General features: G+C 55.8%; 8 protein-coding genes and 2 pseudogenes. 7 read left to right on the plus strand and 3 right to left on the minus strand.

Translation table 11 applies throughout. The features are described from left to right. Positions 1 to 753: an L-cystine ABC transporter ATP-binding protein TcyN gene (gene tcyN, locus ACN28Q_RS22535; protein WP_095848383.1), complete on the plus strand. Its 753-nt coding sequence runs from the start codon at positions 1 to 3 to the stop codon at positions 751 to 753. Between the two features lie 104 nt (positions 754 to 857). Here the strand turns inward: tcyN and putA are convergent, their stop codons facing one another. Beyond that, on the minus strand, positions 858 to 4,832 hold the full coding sequence (gene putA, locus ACN28Q_RS22540; protein WP_095848384.1) for a trifunctional transcriptional regulator/proline dehydrogenase/L-glutamate gamma-semialdehyde dehydrogenase: 3,975 nt from the start codon (positions 4,830 to 4,832) through the stop codon (positions 858 to 860). A gap of 490 nt (positions 4,833 to 5,322) precedes the next feature. On the opposite strand from putA, the gene putP reads away from it, so the two are divergent. The 5 genes from putP (at position 5,323) to phoH (ending at position 13,435) form a co-directional block, all read left to right on the plus strand. After that, positions 5,323 to 6,807, plus strand: a complete 1,485-nt coding sequence (putP, locus tag ACN28Q_RS22545; protein WP_095848385.1) for a sodium/proline symporter PutP — start codon at positions 5,323 to 5,325, stop codon at positions 6,805 to 6,807. A 370-nt stretch (positions 6,808 to 7,177) separates the two neighbouring features. After that, the gene (gene pqqU, locus ACN28Q_RS22550; protein WP_095848386.1) at positions 7,178 to 9,331 is read left to right on the plus strand and encodes a TonB-dependent receptor PqqU; all 2,154 of its coding nucleotides are present in this window, start codon (positions 7,178 to 7,180) and stop codon (positions 9,329 to 9,331) included. Positions 9,332 to 9,530: 199 nt separating this feature from the next. Next, positions 9,531 to 11,924, plus strand: coding sequence for a glucose/quinate/shikimate family membrane-bound PQQ-dependent dehydrogenase (locus ACN28Q_RS22555; RefSeq protein WP_095848387.1), 2,394 nt, complete (start codon positions 9,531 to 9,533; stop codon positions 11,922 to 11,924). A 21-nt stretch (positions 11,925 to 11,945) separates the two neighbouring features. Further along, a complete protein-coding gene (locus ACN28Q_RS22560) occupies positions 11,946 to 12,170 on the plus strand; it encodes a hypothetical protein (RefSeq protein ID WP_095848388.1) in 225 nt (74 codons plus the stop codon). Between the two features lie 476 nt (positions 12,171 to 12,646). After that, entirely contained in the window at positions 12,647 to 13,435 is a 789-nt protein-coding gene (phoH, locus tag ACN28Q_RS22565; protein WP_095848389.1) for a phosphate starvation-inducible protein PhoH, read from the plus strand. Positions 13,436 to 13,577: 142 nt separating this feature from the next. Here the strand turns inward: phoH and ACN28Q_RS22570 are convergent. Beyond that, positions 13,578 to 14,524: pseudogene (locus tag ACN28Q_RS22570) on the minus strand (phage integrase). A gap of 147 nt (positions 14,525 to 14,671) precedes the next feature. Here ACN28Q_RS22570 and ACN28Q_RS22575 point away from each other — a divergent pair. Further along, a pseudogene (locus tag ACN28Q_RS22575) lies at positions 14,672 to 16,950 on the plus strand (replication endonuclease). Between the two features lie 193 nt (positions 16,951 to 17,143). On the opposite strand, the gene ACN28Q_RS22580 reads toward ACN28Q_RS22575, so the two are convergent. Beyond that, the gene (locus tag ACN28Q_RS22580) at positions 17,144 to 17,962 is read right to left on the minus strand and encodes a hypothetical protein (protein WP_095848390.1); all 819 of its coding nucleotides are present in this window, start codon (positions 17,960 to 17,962) and stop codon (positions 17,144 to 17,146) included. Positions 17,963 to 17,964 lie beyond the last annotated feature (2 nt).

The following is a 17,964-nucleotide window of genomic DNA, read 5'->3' on the forward strand; positions in this document are numbered from 1 at the left end:
ATGAGCGCCATTGACGTTAAGAAACTGGTTAAGCATTTTAATGGTCAGCCGGTGCTGCACGGTATCGATCTGGCGATTAACGCGGGCGAAGTGGTGGCGATTATCGGCCCCAGCGGCTCGGGAAAAACCACACTGCTGCGTTGCATCAACCTGTTGGAGGTGCCGGATTCCGGCATCATCACGGTGGGCGATATCCGCATTGACAGCGCCAGGCCGCTTAGCCGGCAAAAGGCGCAGGTGCGCGCGCTGCGCCAGGAGGTGGGGTTTGTGTTCCAGAACTTCAATTTGTTCCCGCACCGCACGGTATTGGAAAATATTATCGAAGGGCCGGTGATTGTGAAAGGCGAAGCCAAAGCCAGCGCCGAGCAACGCGCGCGGGTGCTGTTGGCCAAGGTGGGACTGAGCGGCAAAGAGCACGCCTACCCGAAACGCCTTTCCGGCGGGCAGCAGCAACGGGTGGCGATAGCCCGTGCGTTGGCCATGCAGCCGGAAGCGATCTTGTTTGATGAGCCGACCTCGGCGCTTGATCCGGAGCTGGTGGGGGAAGTGCTGAGCACTATTCGTGCGTTGGCGCAGGAGAAACGCACCATGGCGATCGTGACCCATGAAATGAGCTTTGCCCGCGACGTTGCCGACCGCGCGATTTTTATGGATCAGGGGCAGATTGTGGAGCAGGGGCCGGCCAAGGAGCTGTTTAGTCATCCGCAGCACCCGCGGACACGGCAGTTTCTTGATAAGTTTCTGAATCGTTGAGCGGCCCTCACCCTAGCCCTCTCCCAGAGGGAGAGGGGATTGGTTGGTGCGAGTGATGGCCCTCACCCTAGCCCTCTCCCAGAGGGAGAGGGGACTGTTTGGGGTTAGCCGATGGTCATCAGGCTGGCATTGCCGCCGGCGGCGGCGGTGTTGACGCTGAGCGAGCGCTCGAGCCACAGGCGTTCCAACTGGATGTTGGTTTCGCCGCGGGCGAACCCTTGCACGGTAACGATAGCGCCACGGCGTTCGGCGATCTGCTCGCACAGAGTGCGGAGCTGATCGGCATCCCCATGGTGGATGACGGCATCAAACGCCCACTGTTCATCGCTTTGCCATTCCTTGCTGAAATCAATACGCGCTTGCACCTCGGCCGGTAGGCGGCGGTATAGCGTGCGTTGCAGTTCAGCTTCCGGCCACAGCGCCCGGTTGCCGGCGGCCAGCACGGCGGCCAACTGGGCCAGAGCATCGCCTTCTTCATCCGCCAGGCACAGCACGCGTTCACGCGGCTGCAGAGTATAGGTGTTGCGCTCACCGGTAGGGCCGGGCAACGGGCGCACGCTGCCGCTTTGGCTCAACTCGGCGTAACGCTGCGCCAGGGGAACCAGCGTGGCTAACTTCGCGGCTTTGGCCCACTGAACTAACGCCTGGTGCGCCGCCAGCCATGGGGCCTGCGCCGGGGTTGTCACCGGTTGATCCGCATCCTGGCGATTCAGGGTGCGCAGCACGGCATCGTCCGGGCGGTTGGCCAACAGGCGGTACAGGTACAGCGGCCCGCCAGCCTTTGGCCCGGTGCCGGATAGCCCTTCGCCGCCAAAGGGTTGCACGCCGACCACGGCGCCGACCATATTGCGGTTAACGTACTGGTTGCCGACCTTGGCGCGTTCAGTGACGCGGGCGATGGTTTCATCAATGCGGGTATGGATACCCAGCGTTAGGCCATAGCCCGCCGCATTGATCTCCTCGATCAGCGTGGCCAGGTTTTCGCGTTGGAAACGCACCACGTGCAGCACCGGGCCGAAGATTTCTTTTTGCAATTCGCCGAAACTGTCCAATTCAATCAGCGTCGGCTTCACAAAGGTGCCGCGCGCCCATTCGCTTTCCTCCTGCGCATTGCCGCGCGCCGCCTGGTATACGCTGCGCCCTTTGGCACGCATGGCCTGGATATGGTTTTCGATGTTGGCCTTGGCTTCGGCGTCGATCACCGGGCCGATATCGGTTGATAAGCGTTCCGGGTTGCCCATGCGGCACTCGGCCATGGCACCGCGCAGCATTTTCAGGGTGTGCTCCGCGACGTCTTCCTGAATGCACAGCACCCGCAGTGCAGAACAGCGCTGGCCGGCGCTATCGAAGGCGGAGGCGACGACATCCGTCACCACCTGTTCGGTAAGTGCCGAGGAGTCGACGATCATCGCATTCAGGCCGCCGGTTTCAGCAATCAGCGGCGTTGGTCGGCCCTGTGGATCCAGGTTGGCGGCGATGCTGCGTTGCAGAATACCGGCCACTTCGGTGGAACCGGTGAACATTACGCCGCGGGTGCGCGGATCGCTAACCAGTGCAGCGCCCACGCTGTCGCCCTGGCCGGGCAACAGTTGCAAGACGCCCGGCGGAATACCGGCGGCCAGCAGAATCGCCACGGCCTGTGCGGCCACCAGCGGCGTTTGTTCCGCCGGTTTAGCCAGCACGCTGTTGCCCGCCGCCAATGCCGCGGCCACCTGGCCGGTGAAAATTGCCAGCGGGAAATTCCATGGGCTGATGCAGACTACCGGCCCCAATGGGCGATGGCTGTCATTGGCAAAGTCGTGGCGCACCTGGGCGGCGTAGTAACGCAGGAAATCGACGGCCTCGCGCACTTCGGCAATCGCATTGGCAAAGGTTTTGCCCGCTTCCCGCACCAGGATGCCGAGCAGGCTTTGCAACTGTGCTTCCATCAGTTCAGCCGCACGTTCCAGCACGGCGGCGCGCTCGTCCGGCGGTGTGGCAAACCAGATCGGGCCGGCGGCGTTGGCGGCATCCAGCGCACGGTTGACTTCCTCACGGCTGGCCTCACGCACATAGCCGACGATATCGCCAGGCTCCGCCGGGTTAACCACCGGTTGCTCAACGCCGAGATCCAACGCTGCATTAATGATGGGGGCTGCGTGCCAGGGTTGGGTTGCGCTGGTGAGCAGGGCGCTGGAAAGCGATGCCAGCCGGTGTTCATTCGATAAATCGAGCCCGCTGGAATTGATGCGTTGTTTACCATACAGCGCGCGCGGCAAGGGGATTTTCGGGTGCGGCAGGCCAACCTGGCCTTCGCTGGCCGCCAGCGCTTCAACCGCCTGCACCGGATCCGCCACCAGTTCATCAAGCGGCAGGCTGCTGTCGGCGATGCGGTTAACGAACGACGTATTGGCGCCGTTTTCCAACAGGCGGCGCACCAGATAGGCCAGCAGGGTTTCGTGGGTGCCGACCGGCGCATAAATGCGGCACGGCCGGTTGAGCTTGCCGTCGGCCACTTTGCCCACTACCTGTTCGTACAGCGGTTCGCCCATGCCGTGCAGGCACTGGAACTCATACTGGCCCGGGTAGTAGTTATTGCCGGCCAGATGGTAGATGGCGCTGAGGGTATGGGCGTTATGGGTGGCAAACTGCGGGTAGATCAGGTTCGGCACCGCCAGCAGTTTGCGCGCGCAGGCCAGGTAGGAAACGTCGGTATACACCTTGCGGGTATACACCGGGTAGCCTTCCAGGCCGTCAATCTGTGCACGCTTGATTTCGCTATCCCAGTAGGCGCCCTTGACCAGGCGGATCATCAGGCGCCGGCGGCTGCGGGTGGCCATATCAATCAGCGCATCAATCACCAACGGGCAGCGCTTCTGGTAGGCCTGAATCACAAAGCCGATGCCGTTCCAGCCGGCCAGCTGTGGCTCAAAGCAGAGTTTTTCCAGCAGATCGAGCGAGAGCTCCAGGCGATCAGCCTCTTCGGCGTCAATATTGATGCCGATATCATACTGGCGCGCCATCAGGGTGAGCGCCAGCAGGCGTGGATAGAGTTCTTCCATCACGCGCTCATACTGTGCGCGGCTATAGCGCGGATGCAGGGCCGAAAGCTTGATCGAGATCCCCGGCCCTTCATAAATGCCACGGCCGTTAGAGGCTTTGCCGATGGCATTGATCGCCTGTTGGTAAGAAACCAGGTACGCCTGCGCGTCGGCTTCGGTCAGCGCCGCTTCCCCCAGCATATCGTAGGAATAGCGGAAGCCTTTGTCCTCCAGCCGGCGGGCGTTGGCCAGCGCTTCGGCGATGGTTTCCCCGGTGACGAACTGTTCGCCCATCAGGCGCATCGCCATATCCACCCCTTTGCGGATCAACGGCTCGCCGCTTTTGCTGATGATGCGGTTCAGCGAGCGGGAAAGGTTGGCCTCGTTGTGGGTGGCAACCAGCTTGCCGGTGAACAGCAGGCCCCAGGTGGCGGCATTGACAAACAGGGAAGGGCTGTGGCCCAGGTGTGAGTGCCAGTTGCCGGTGCTGATTTTGTCGCGGATCAACGCATCACGCGTCGGCTTATCGGGGATGCGCAGCAACGCTTCCGCCAGGCACATAAGCGCCACCCCTTCCTGCGATGAAAGGGAAAACTCTTGCAGCAGCCCCTGCACCATACCCGCGCGCCCATTGGCGTTTTTCTGGTTGCGCAACTTCTCTGCGATGCGGTAGGCCAGGCGGTGGGTCGCTTCGGCCTGATCGGCCGGCAAACGCGCCTGTTCAAGCAGCATGGCTACCGTTTCTGTTTCCGGGCGGCGATAGGCGGCGGTAATGGCCGCGCGGGTGACCGATTGCGGCAAAATCTGTTCGGCGAATTCCAAAAAAGGCGGGTGTGACTCTTCCACTTCTTGCTGCATAATATCGTCCGCTTGCTGCGGAGCACTGTTGGTGGATACCGGCAGCTCAGGGAGATCGGCCCCGCTTTCCAGGCGTTCCAGGTAGTTAAAAATGGCCTGTTTGATTAACCAGTGTGGCGTGCGATCGATACGTTGCGCCGCGCTCTTAATCCGTTCGCGTGTGGCTTCATCAAGTTTCACGCCCATGGTGGTTGTACCCATACCTCGCCAACTCCTGTATTTGTGGTTACCCGCTTCCGGCAGGGGCTCCAGGGAGCCTATGTGCCTGCTGTTATCGGCCGGCGGGATAGGTTGTGTGTCTGTCGGATGGGGATAATATCGGGCATGTTGCAACTTTGTGCAACCCTGTTAAAACGATGCGTTTTTCAGAGTGTGAGGTATTTTAAATTGTTAACTCGGGAAAGGGGTGTTTGATCCCCTATTATCACCGCTTTATAGCGTGAATTATCGCTTGTTTAAGTTGTTCTAAGGTTGATTGTCGGGTGCAACCTTCGCCAGAGGAATGTGATGCGGGTAAACTTTGTGTAACCCCGTAGTTAAATTTCTTGTTGGTTCGCAACGGTGTCATCTAGGATAACCGGCGTGAGGGGAGGACCCCCGCGCTGCTGCTGCCCGTTTTTTAATTTCGCCTCGTTCCGGCGCGCGCAGTGAAAAACATCGCGATCAAATAATAATGAAATTGGAGAATTAAATGACAATGAGCACACCAATGCTGGTGACCTTCCTGGTGTATATCTTTGGGATGGTGCTGATCGGTTTCTTTGCCTACCGGGCGACCAATAACTTCGATGATTATATTTTAGGCGGGCGCAGCCTGGGCAGCGTGGTGACGGCGCTTTCCGCCGGTGCGTCGGATATGAGCGGTTGGCTGCTGATGGGCTTGCCGGGCGCCATTTTCCTGAGCGGCATTTCCGAAAGCTGGATTGCCATCGGCCTGATCATTGGTGCCTATCTGAACTGGAAGCTGGTGGCGGGCAGGCTGCGGGTGCATACCGAGGCCAACAACAATGCGCTGACGCTGCCGGATTATTTCACCAGCCGCTTTGAGGACAACAGCAAGCTGCTGCGGGTGATTTCCGCCATTGTCATTCTGGTCTTTTTTACCATTTACTGTGCCTCCGGCGTGGTAGCCGGCGCCCGGCTGTTCGAAAGTACCTTTGGCATGAGTTACACCACGGCGCTGTGGGCCGGTGCGGCCGCCACCATCGTCTATACCTTCGTGGGCGGTTTCCTGGCGGTGAGCTGGACCGACACCGTGCAGGCCAGCCTGATGATTTTCGCCTTAATTCTGACGCCGCTGATGGTGATCTTTGCCGTCGGCGGGATCGACAGTTCAATGCTGGTGATTGAAGCCAAGAACCCGGCCAACACGGATATGTTGAAAGGGCTGAACGTGGTGGCGATCGCTTCGCTGATGGGCTGGGGGCTGGGCTACTTCGGCCAGCCGCACATCCTGGCGCGCTTTATGGCGGCAGACTCCCACCACACGATCCGCAGCGCCCGCCGTATCAGCATGGTGTGGATGATCCTGTGCCTGGTGGGTGCCATCGCCGTCGGCTTCTTCGGCATCGCTTACTTCTCGAATAACCCGCACCAGGCCGGCAACGTAACGCAAAACGGCGAGCAGGTGTTTATTGAGCTGGCGATGCTGCTGTTCAACCCGTGGGTGGCCGGTGTGTTGCTGTCGGCGATTCTGGCGGCGGTCATGAGCACCCTGAGTTGCCAACTGCTGGTCTGTTCCAGCGCCATTACGGAAGATTTGTACAAAGCCTTCCTGCGCAAAAAGGCCAGCCAACGCGAGCTGGTGTGGGTTGGCCGTGTGATGGTGCTGGTGGTGGCGTTGGTTTCCATCGCGATGGCGGCCAATCCGGAAAACCGTGTGCTGGGGCTGGTGAGCTACGCCTGGGCCGGTTTTGGCGCCGCCTTTGGGCCGGTGGTGCTGATTTCGGTGCTGTGGCCGCGTATGACCCGCAACGGGGCGCTGGCGGGGATGCTGGTGGGCGCTATCACGGTATTGGTCTGGAAACAGTACGGCTGGCTGGATCTGTATGAAATTATTCCAGGATTCCTGTTTGGCTGTATAGCCATCGTGGCGGTCAGCCTGCTGGGCCGTGCACCTTCTGCGGCGATGACCGAACGGTTCGCCAAAGCTGAAGCAGAGTTTAAAACGGTATAACGGTATTTCGGTTCCTCCCTTAAGGGGGGAATTACCGTGGCGTGTAAAGGATTGGTGCCAGGCAGACAGCATTGCCTGGTTAACCTACTGGATTTATCCATTCCGGGTGCTGATAATAAACGGTAAGGTTAAAAAAAGGATTGGCTTTAACCTGTTGTTAATTATGGCGACTGTTATGGCTGTTAGGCGTTTCGTGCGGGGCTGATACTGCACATACGTTAATTTGTGTTAATAATTTCCTTAAGGGATTTGTTGCTGACGTTTTAAATTGTTGCTAACTCTTTTCAATGGGATGTTATAAGTATTAACATGTCGCCACTCGTGTTCCAAATGGTTCATTTTACCTGGGTTCATTAACGGCACCTTCCTCATGAAAAATATCTCCCATAAAAAGACGGCGGCGTTTTCTGCCGTTCTTATTCCTGTATTGCTGCCCGCTTCCGTCTGTTTTGCACAGGACAGTGATGACACATCGGCGATGGTAGTGTCGGCAAAGCGTGAAGGCCTTTCTGAACTGTCGACGCCGGCCGCGGTCGGCGTGGTCAACGGCGAACAGCTGCGCGATGCCAAACCGCAGATTAACCTCTCTGAAAGCCTGGGCAGCGTGCCTGGCGTGCAGATCCAGAACCGCCAAAACTATGCGCAAGATTTGCAACTTTCCGTGCGTGGCTTCGGCGCCCGTTCGATGTACGGCGTGCGCGGCGTGCGGATCTATGTCGATGGCATCCCGGCCACCATGCCGGATGGGCAGGGGCAAACGTCGAATATCGATTTAAACTCGGCCGAACGGGTGGAAGTGCTGCGCGGGCCGTTTTCGGCGCTGTACGGTAATGCCTCCGGCGGGATGGTGAACGTGGTCACCGAAACGGGCCAGCAGCCGCCGCGCATTGAATCCGGGATGTATTTCGGCAGCGACGGCACCTGGCGTTATGGGCTTAAAGCGACCGGCGCCACCGGCGATGGCACCCACGCCGGCGATGTGAACTACGCCGTCTCCGCGACGCGCTTTACCACCCAGGGCTACCGCGATCACAGCGGCGCGCAAAAGAACCTGGGCAATGCCAAGCTGGGGGTGCGGATTGATGACGTCAGCACCCTGACGTTGTTGTTCAACAGCGTGGATATCAACGCCAACGATCCCGGCGGCCTGACCGAAGCCGAATGGCGCGCTAACCCACGCCAGGCGCCGCGGGCCGATCAGTACAATTCGCGCAAGAGCACCAAGCAAACCCAGGCCGGGCTGCATTATGAACGCCAGATGAGCGCCAATGACGATCTGAGCGTGATGATGTACGCCGGGATACGCGAAACTACGCAATACCAGGCAATCCCGGCTTCGGTGCAGCAAAGCAGCGATCAGCACCCGGGCGGGGTGATCGATCTCACCCGCCGCTATCAGGGGATTGATACCCGCTGGACGCACCGTGGCGAATTGGGCGCGGTGCCCGTCACCCTGACCGGCGGGTTGGATTATGAAACCATGACGGAACGCCGCAAGGGCTATGAAAACTTTACCGTAAACAATGGCGTGACGGAGTTAGGCACCCTGGGCGATTTGCGCCGCAACGAGCGCAACCTGATGTGGAGCCTGGATCCTTATCTGCAGACCTCCTGGCAGTTAACGCCACGCTTGACGCTGGATGCCGGCGTGCGCTTTAGCACCGTCAATTTCGATTCCAATGATTTTTATGTCACCGGCAACAATGGCGATGACAGCGGCAGCGCGCGCTATCACCGCTGGTTGCCGGCCGCCTCGCTCAACTATGCCGCCACGCCGGGGTGGAATATGTATGTGTCCGCCGGGCGTGGTTTTGAAACGGCGACCATCAACGAGCTCTCTTACCGTTCCGGCGGGCTGTCCGGGCTGAATTTCGATCTGAAGCCGTCAACCAGCGAAACAGTGGAACTGGGCAGCAAAACGCGCATCGGCAATGGCTTGTTCACTGCCGCGATGTTCCAGACCAACACCAAAAATGAAATCGTGGTGGATGAAAGCAGCAACGGCCGCAGCAGCTATAAGAACGCCGGCCAGACGCGGCGGCGTGGCCTTGAGCTGGCGCTGGATCAGCAGTTCGCCTATGACTGGCACCTGCAGTTGGCCTGGACGTTGCTGGACGCCCGCTACCGCGACAATGTCTGTGGCGACAGCGAATGCAGTGCCGACAGCAGTGTGCTGCGCGGTTACCGGATGCCGGGGATCGCACGCAATATGGGCTATGCTTCCCTGGCCTGGTCACCGCCGGCCGGCTGGTTCGCCGGCGCCGAGGTCCGCTATATGAGCAATATCCAGGCCAACGACGAAAATACGGCGCAGGCACCGTCTTATACCACCGTGGCGCTGAATACCGGTTATCGCTATCCGATGGGCAACTGGCTGTTTACCGTCTTTGGCCGGGTGGACAACGTATTTGATCGGCAATACGTCGGTTCTGTGATTGTAAATGAAAGCAATGGGCGCTATTTCGAACCGGCGCCGGGCAGAAATTGGGGCGGCGGTATGAGCGTTGCCTATTCTTTTGAATAAAGGGAATTATAAATGTGGCATACAAAACCAACGCCGTAGCAGCGGTGAAATGAAATTGAATAACCTATGGCAACTGTAGATAGATATCCAAAGTCATTCGAGGGGCAAAAGCAACGCGGCTGCAACTTGAAGTATGGCGGATAGGATTAAAACTATTGCACCCACAATGGCGTCGCCACCTGTGGGTGGGAGAGCAAATATGGCAAATTCAAGTGGAAAACGAAGTATAGGGATATACCTCATCTGGCTGCTAGGCGGCCTGATGGGGGTTATCGGCCTGACGCTGGCGATCGGCGGGGGTTACCTGGCGACGCTGGGTGGCAGTCTGTATTTTCTGGTGATGGGGCTGGCGATGCTGATCGCCGCGGTGCTTATTATCAAACGTAAACCGGCCGGCGCCTGGCTGTATGCGCTGGCCTTTGTATTGACCATCGCCTGGGCGCTATGGGATGTGGGCCTGACCTTCTGGCCGCTGTTCTCGCGGTTGTTCATGTTCGGTGTGCTGGCGTTTTTGGTGGCGCTGGCTTATCCGTGGCTGAAGAAACAGGTAGGCGGCACCGGGCGCGGCGCACCGAGCTACGTGTTGGCGGCGCTGCTGGCGATCGCGCTGGTGGCCGGTTTTGGCTATACCTTTGTGCCGGCGCCGATCGTGGCCGCCACCGAAGACGTGCCGGTGAAGCCGGTTGCGCCAGGTAGCGAGCAGAAAAACTGGGAGCACTGGGGCAACACCACCCACGGCGACCGTTTTGCGGCGCTGGACCAAATCAACAAGACCAACATCAACCAGTTGAAGGTTGCCTGGGTTGCTCACACCGGCGATATTCCGCAGAGCAACGGCTCGGGCGCGGAAGATCAAAACACGCCGCTGCAAATCGGCAACGCACTGTATGTGTGCACCGCTTACGGCAAAGTGTTGTCGCTGGAGGCCGATACCGGCAAACAGCAGTGGGTGTACGATCCGAAAGCCCAGGCGCCGAACTGGCAGCGTTGCCGCGGCCTGGGATATTTCGCGGATGCTGAACACCCGGCGCCGGCCCAAAGCGATGCGGTGGCGAATAACGCCGCCGCCGTCTGCCCGCGCCGCTTGTTCCTGCCGACTACCGATGCTCGTCTGATCGCGATCAATGCCGATAACGGCCAGCCTTGCGCAGATTTCGGCGCCAACGGCATTGTCGATCTGAAAGTCGGTATGGGCGAAGTGAAACCGGGTTATTACCAGCAAACCTCAACGCCGTTGGTTGCCGGCAACCTGGTGGTGGTCGGCGGGCGCGTGGCGGATAACTACTCCACGGGCGAACCCCCGGGCGTGGTGCGCGCCTACGACGTGCATACCGGTGAACTGGCTTGGGCATGGGATCCGGGTAACCCGGCCATCACGCGCTTGCCGCCGGAAGGGCAAACCTATACCCGCGGCACACCGAACGTTTGGTCTGCCATGGCGTATGATGCCAAGCTGAACCTGATTTACCTGCCAACCGGCAACGCCACGCCAGACTTCTTCGGCGGCGAACGTACCGCGCTGGATGATAAATACAACTCTTCCGTGGTGGCGGTGGATGCGGCAACCGGCCAGGTGCGTTGGCATTACCAGACTACGCACCACGATCTGTGGGACTTTGACCTGCCATCGCAGCCGCTGCTTTACGATCTGCCCGACGGTAACGGCGGCGTAACGCCGGTACTGGTGCAAACCAGCAAGCAGGGCATGATCTTCATGCTGAACCGGGAAACCGGCCAGCCGGTGGCCAAGGTTGAAGACCGTGAAGTGCCGCAGGGCAACGTCCCTGGCGAACGCTATGCGAAAACCCAACCTTTCTCCGTGGGAATGCCGAACATCGGCAATGAAACGCTGACGGAATCCGACATGTGGGGGGCCACACCGCTCGATCAACTGCTGTGCCGCATTGAGTTTAAAGGCATGCGTCACCAGGGGGTTTATACGCCGCCAGGGTTGGATCGCGCGTTGCAGTACCCAGGCTCCCTTGGCGGGATGAACTGGGGCAGCGTTTCGGTGGATCCGAACAACGCGATTATGTTCGTCAACGACATGCGCCTGGGGCTGGCCAACTATATGGTGCCGCGCAACAAAGTGCCGACCGGCGCCAGCGGGATTGAAATGGGCCTGGTGCCGATGGATGGCACGCCCTATGGCGCGGTGCGCGAGCGCTTCCTGTCGCCGCTCGGCATTCCTTGCCAGAAGCCACCGTTTGGCACCATGTCAGCGGTTGATTTGAAATCCGGCAAGCTGGTTTGGCAGGTACCGGTGGGTACGGTGCAGGATACCGGGCCGTTGGGCATCAAGATGCGTATGCCGATGGAAGTCGGTATGCCGACGCTGGGCGCCAGCCTTTCTACCCAGGCAGGTTTGCTGTTCTTTGCCGGTACCCAGGATTTCTATCTGCGTGCGTTTGATACCGCCAGCGGTAAAGAAATCTGGAAAGAACGCCTGCCGGTCGGCAGCCAGTCCGGGCCAATGACCTACGTCTCGCCGAAAAATGGCAAGCAATACATTATTATCAGCGCAGGTGGTGCGCGCCAGTCGCCGCAGCGTGGTGATTATGTTATTGCCTATGCATTGCCGGACAGTAAATAAACCACCTCGCCGGTTTGCCTGATGCAAACCGGCGGTAGTGGCAAACAAGTTTCAGGGCGGGAGCTTTCCCGCCTTTTTCATTATCTGATTGGACAAAAAATGTACGACCGCCTGCGTTTGCCGTTTGAGATGCGCGATGGCCGCTTTTTTGTTTGCGTTTTTTTTAATCAGGAAACGAAAATGTCATCTGCCAGGTTTAATCGCAACAGATTGTTTTATAAGGCGAGTAAAGTTTTGGTGGCGTAAGCTGAACGGCGTGATATAGTGATTTTGCGTTGGTTGAAAACTGCAGTAATTAATTTTTTTTACTTTTCGATAACGCGCAGGTTTGAATTGTCATTATACTGTAATCATCTGGCGGTAGTTTTCACACGGTGCGCAGCCTGGAGCTGCAAATATCACTGCGGGGATCGCTAATGGTAAAGTCCATGTTTGGGCTGGCAAGAAAAAACGATATACCTTTCCCGACTTCCTGTTGTAACACGGGGCTTATCCCCGACTCTCTTTTTTCCGCCAGCTCTCAGCTTTTCGCGCATCGTCATTCAGCTTATAACACCCATCTTTATATACCCATGTCCGGTGAATCACGGCACAACGCAATTGCCGCGTATTCACCATTTCCGTTGGCTTATATTGGTTGTGAAGGAGGCGACAGTCTGCTTGTAAACATGATCGCACGGCAATGCCGTTGCGGTAGGTGAACCAAACTGTAAGGTGCCACTATGGGAAGACAGAAAGCAGTGATCAAAGCACGTCGTGAAGCGAAACGCGTCATTCGTCGTGACGCTCGTAGTCATCGCCAGCTTGAAGAAGAAAGCGTCACTTCGCTGGTACAAATGGGGGGCGTCGAGTCTATCGGCATGGCGCGGGATAAGCGCGATACTTCCCCTATTGAGGCGAGAACCGAAGCTCAAGGTCATTACTTATTAGCCATAGAAAATAAGCAGTTGATATTTGCCACTGGCGAAGCTGGCTGCGGCAAAACATTCATCAGCGCCGCCAAAGCGGCTGAAGCCCTTATACATAAAGAGGTGGATCGGATAATTGTTACCCGTCCGGTTCTGCAGGCGGATGAAGACCTCGGCTTTTTGCCCGGGGATATTTCTGAGAAATTCGCCCCTTATTTCCGCCCGGTGTACGATATTTTGCTGCGCCGCTTAGGATCGTCTTTTATGCAATACTGCCTGCGCCCGGAAATCGGCAAGGTGGAGATCGCGCCGTTCGCTTATATGCGCGGCCGCACGTTTGAAAATGCGGTGGTGATCCTGGATGAAGCCCAGAACGTAACCGCCAGCCAGATGAAAATGTTCCTGACCCGTCTGGGTGAGAACGTGACGGTGATCGTCAACGGGGATATCACCCAGTGCGACCTGCCGCGCGGGGTAAAATCCGGTCTTAGCGATGCGCTTGAACGCTTCGAAGAAGACGAGATGGTCGGTATTATCCGCTTTGAAAAACAAGACTGTGTGCGCTCCGCCCTGTGCCAGCGCACGCTCCATGCCTACAGCTAACCCTCACTGCTTTTCCTGTCGAACCAAGGCCGCCGCGGCGGCCTTTTTCTTGCCTTGAATATCAGTACTGTCTATATAAAACAGGTGGTTAAGTTGCACTACAGACAACTACAACCCCTAGAAAACTATCTATGTGTGGACGCTAAACATAGATTTTCCCTCCCAGCGGATTATAGGAAATTGCATCCTGAAGAAAATCAGGTGCAAAGTGAGCGTAGTTCATTGTCTGCTCAATCCGCGCATGGCCAAGTATTCGCTGGAGCGTGATGATATTGCCCCCGTTCATCATGAAATGAGTTGCGAATGTATGACGTAACGAATGGGATGCTTGCCCGTGAGGTAGGTTGGGTTTGGTCGCCTTAAAAATCTCTCGGAAATTGCTGTAGAGGCTTGCGGAAACAATAACCCAGATTTTTGGGAAACGATCTCGTCAGAGACTTCCTGAGAAATGGGGACGCTGCGCCGTTTCCCGTTTTTCGTCTGCACAAAGGTCACACGGTTGTGAATGACATGCTCAGCTTTGAGTTTGATGGCCTCTCCCCAACGTGCGCAAGTGCTAAGACACAAAACAGCCACCCGGCGGTTATCGCCATCTAACGCCAGTAGCAATACGCTTATCTCATCGCGGGCAAGATAAGTCATTTCCGTATTGGCTTCTTTGAGCTTGCCGCTGCCGCGAATCGGATGCTCACCACAGTAAAGCCCCGAGTCGACAAGGTCGGTAAACATCCCGCTTATCGCTGTCATTTCGCGATTAATGCTGGATGCTTTAATGCCTTCGGCTAGCCGCGCCGATCGATAAGCTGTAATGCGAGATTTATCAATCTGAAATGCGGCTGGGTTGTCCATCATTCGCGTAATGCGCTCCAGTTTTCTTAGATAGGACTGCCCGTGGTCATTGTTCTTGCCATGGTAGTTCCACCACAATTTAACCAGCTCAGATAATGACCTTTTATCCGTAGGCTTTGAGAGCCATTCTTTGTCGTGATAGCTGACAGTGATGTACTTCTCAAAAGCTTGTGCTTCATGTTTCCTATCAAATTTCCGACGGATGCGCTTTTCGTTGCGCCCGTTCGGCCTAATTTTCATCACGTTGAAACTGACAGGTTTTCTCGCCGCGTGGTCTTGGTGGGTGGTCACCGCACCATTATGGGCTGTGCCCGTTGGCATCTTATTAATCGGTGCCGCATTATTCGTGATTGCGGTAGTAGTGCAGGTTGTGGCGAAATTGGTTAAATGACTGTATCAGTCCGGGGGCGTATAGCCCCCTCACCGCCGCCGCCATTCGCTACAACTACCGGCGAGCGGTTCGTCGGTGTTCATTCATGGAATGCCCCAAAATCCGCCATTGGCAAAGAAAGACCGCTTACCCGTGAGCAACACGCTCAGGGGCAAGCTGTTTTGCGTAATATCCAATCCTTGCCGCATTTCCTCAGCCTTATTTTTCTGGGCCGCCATACTTATCTGCTGAAAGAGCAGGGGATCCACGCCGCTAATAAATGGCTAGTGCTCCAGCTCCAGCGTCGCATCTGGCCGCGTATCGAAATCGTTAACGAAAAGAATGCGATGAATCTTAACGCCTCGTCGTGCTTTATGGCGGAGGTAGACAACTATGCGAGTCTGCCGGGCGTGGATAACAAGGAGTTGCGCCGCTTTGCTGACCGCATCGCCGGATAGTTGCTGCAAAATTATGACCGCTATTGTGAGGCGTTTATCGCTGAAAATAACGGGGATAATTCGCAGCTAATTAGCAACAGTGTGCAGGCTGAATTCTATGGCCGCATCGCGCGTATGGTGCGGGCGTTTAACGTCACACCGGTGCATTGGCGCAAATATCTCAAAGGCAGGCTGGACGCTACATCAGCGATTGCCAGTCTGTCACGTCTGGTTAACTCCGAGTGGTGGGAACGCCAGTTGAAGGCTCAGCGCACGCGCTGGCGTGAGGCGTTGCTTATTGCTGCCGGTGAAGTGAACCTCAAAAAACACCCTTACGCGAGTAAGCAGGCTATCCGTGAGGTGCAGGCCCGGCGGCTTGCTAATATGGACTATCTGAAAGGGTGCGAGCTGGAGAACGTTGCTACCGGTGAGCGTATCGACCTAATTGATAAGGTTATGGCCAGCATATCTAACCCGGAAATCCGCCGGATGGAGCTGATGAGCACCATCGCAGGGATAGAGAAATTTGCGGCCAGCGAGAAGCATGTCGGCATGTTTATCACCATCACCACCCCATCGAAATACCACCCGATCCGCGTCGTCGGCAAAGAAGGGGCTGAAAAAGTCCAGTTTAACCACAACTGGGATTTAGAGGCTTTTCACCGAAAGACGGCCAGCGTTATCTTGTGCACATCTGGAGCAAGATGCGCACCGCGTTTAAAGACAACGATTTGAGCGTTTACGGTATGCGCGTCGTTGAGCCACACCATGACGGTACGCCGCACTGGCATATGATGCTTTTCTGCCAGCGCAAGCAGCGTCAGGACGTCATCTATATTATGCGTCGCTATGCCTTGAAAGAGGACGGCGACGAGCGAGGTGCGGCAAAGAACCGGTTTGAAGCCAAACACATGAACAAGGGCGGTGCGGCGGGGTATATCGCTAAATACATCGCCAAAAATATCGACGGTTATGCGCTCGACGGCCAGATTGACCACGACACCGGCAAGCCGCTGCGCGATATGGCTGCGGCGGTGACCTCCTGGGTGTCAACGTGGCGCATCCCGCAGTTTCAGCCTATTGGCGTGCCCACCATGGGCGCTTACCGTGAGTGCCGGGCCGCTTGCCTTCGTGGCGTTAGCCTGTCCGATTCCTTTGACGAGCGAGTCGAGGCAGTGCGTGCGGCGGCTGATGCTGGAGACTTTGCCGCCTATATCGCCGGGCAGGGCGGTGCAAACGTCCCGCGTGATGTGCAGACTGTTCGCGTTGCGCGCTAGGTGGCTGATGAGCCGAACGCGTATGACGAAGAAGTGCAAAAGATTGTCGGCATTTTTGCCCCGCACCTTGGCGCAGGCCATATCCACGAAACCCGGTCAACAGAATGGCGCATTGTCCGCAAGGCTGTTGACGTTAATCTTTTGACTTTAAAAAGCGCCTCCGGCGCGCCTCGGAGTCCTGTCAATAACTGTGGGGAGGTTCAGCGAGAACCTGATCCAGATATGCAGGTAGCAACGCCTGAGTATGTCACGGCGGTGATGGGTTTGATTGAGAGCGGGGATGTTAGCTGGGATGACGCCGACGTCGCCAAGACGATGAGATACGCTCTAAGACAGCAATCACCGAAGAGTAGCCACCTAGAAATTGCTCGAAATCGCAAGAAATCACAGAATGACTCGCCGTCGGCGCGTCTAACTCCGGCAGAAAGAGCTAGGGTTCCGCAAATCCGGCTTGAGCTGGCGCGCCAGGGAATTATTGCTGAACCTTGGGAACTGAAAGTATTGACACGTGGAGCTACGGTGATTAAAGATGGTATAGAGCTTTCATATCTTACATGTGACGATTGGCCGAGTTTTCAGTAGAAAATGTAAAGAGGAACAATGCGGGGAAACTAATCAGTTGCACAGCAGAAAAACGAAATGTAGTAATTCATTCCTACATAGTCTCATTGGACAATAAAATCATCTGAATAGCATTAAAGATAAAATCCCCATGAGCGTGTTTTTCCTCGGCGCTGCTCACGAATAGGTCATATCTAAGGTGCCTTGCTGATAATTAGGTTTTATTCTTAGTATCACTCTCGTTTTCATCATCAAGACAGTCATCATGAAATATTTTTATAGATTCAAATAATTCATTGGTCATGCTTTCGTCATAACTTCCTTCCCGCCACATATTATATAGATCCCTGATTTTGTTTTTTGCCTGACCATAAGCTATGGATTGGTTGTTTACTCCACTTTTATCTAACGGTTCATGATGGACATCGATATAAAAAAATCGAATATTTAGATTGTCACTTGACGGTTTTATTACACTTACATCTGCGAAACAACAATCACCAACTACTGTAGGGCATTGACTGGGGTTAAGGTGTTGCAGTAGCGGTGAAACCTTATTTAGGGTCCCTTGCTTAGAACAGTAAGCGGTCCATTTGTTTTCATGTAAGTATTTTAACCAATCTTTAAAGTAAAATGTAGATTTGGCTTTTTGATAATAGATGAAAACCCCTGCATGGTTGTCTCTTTTTATATATCTAGTGAGGAGTTGAAGTAAACCTTCAAATATTTTTTGGTTACCATAACCTATTTTTGCTTCTGCAATCCATTCGTAAGCATCATCTTTTGAGTGTACAGTAATGTCTACGCTACCATTTTTTTTAGTTTGCTCAGATGCTCTATAACCCAGATGGATTAAAGAGGAAGCGATAGAGTGACTTAATTTATCTTCATCATCGCAATAGTATTTGTCACTTGATGATTCAATAAGTTTTATAATTGATGCAATATCAGAATATAATGTTGAGATGAAATTATCTTCGCTATCGAATTTATTTCTTTTATGTAGTTCTGCTGTGATTTTTTGCTTTTCCATCT

The organism is Gibbsiella quercinecans (assembly GCF_002291425.1).
In the GTDB taxonomy this organism is placed as follows: domain Bacteria; phylum Pseudomonadota; class Gammaproteobacteria; order Enterobacterales; family Enterobacteriaceae; genus Gibbsiella; species Gibbsiella quercinecans.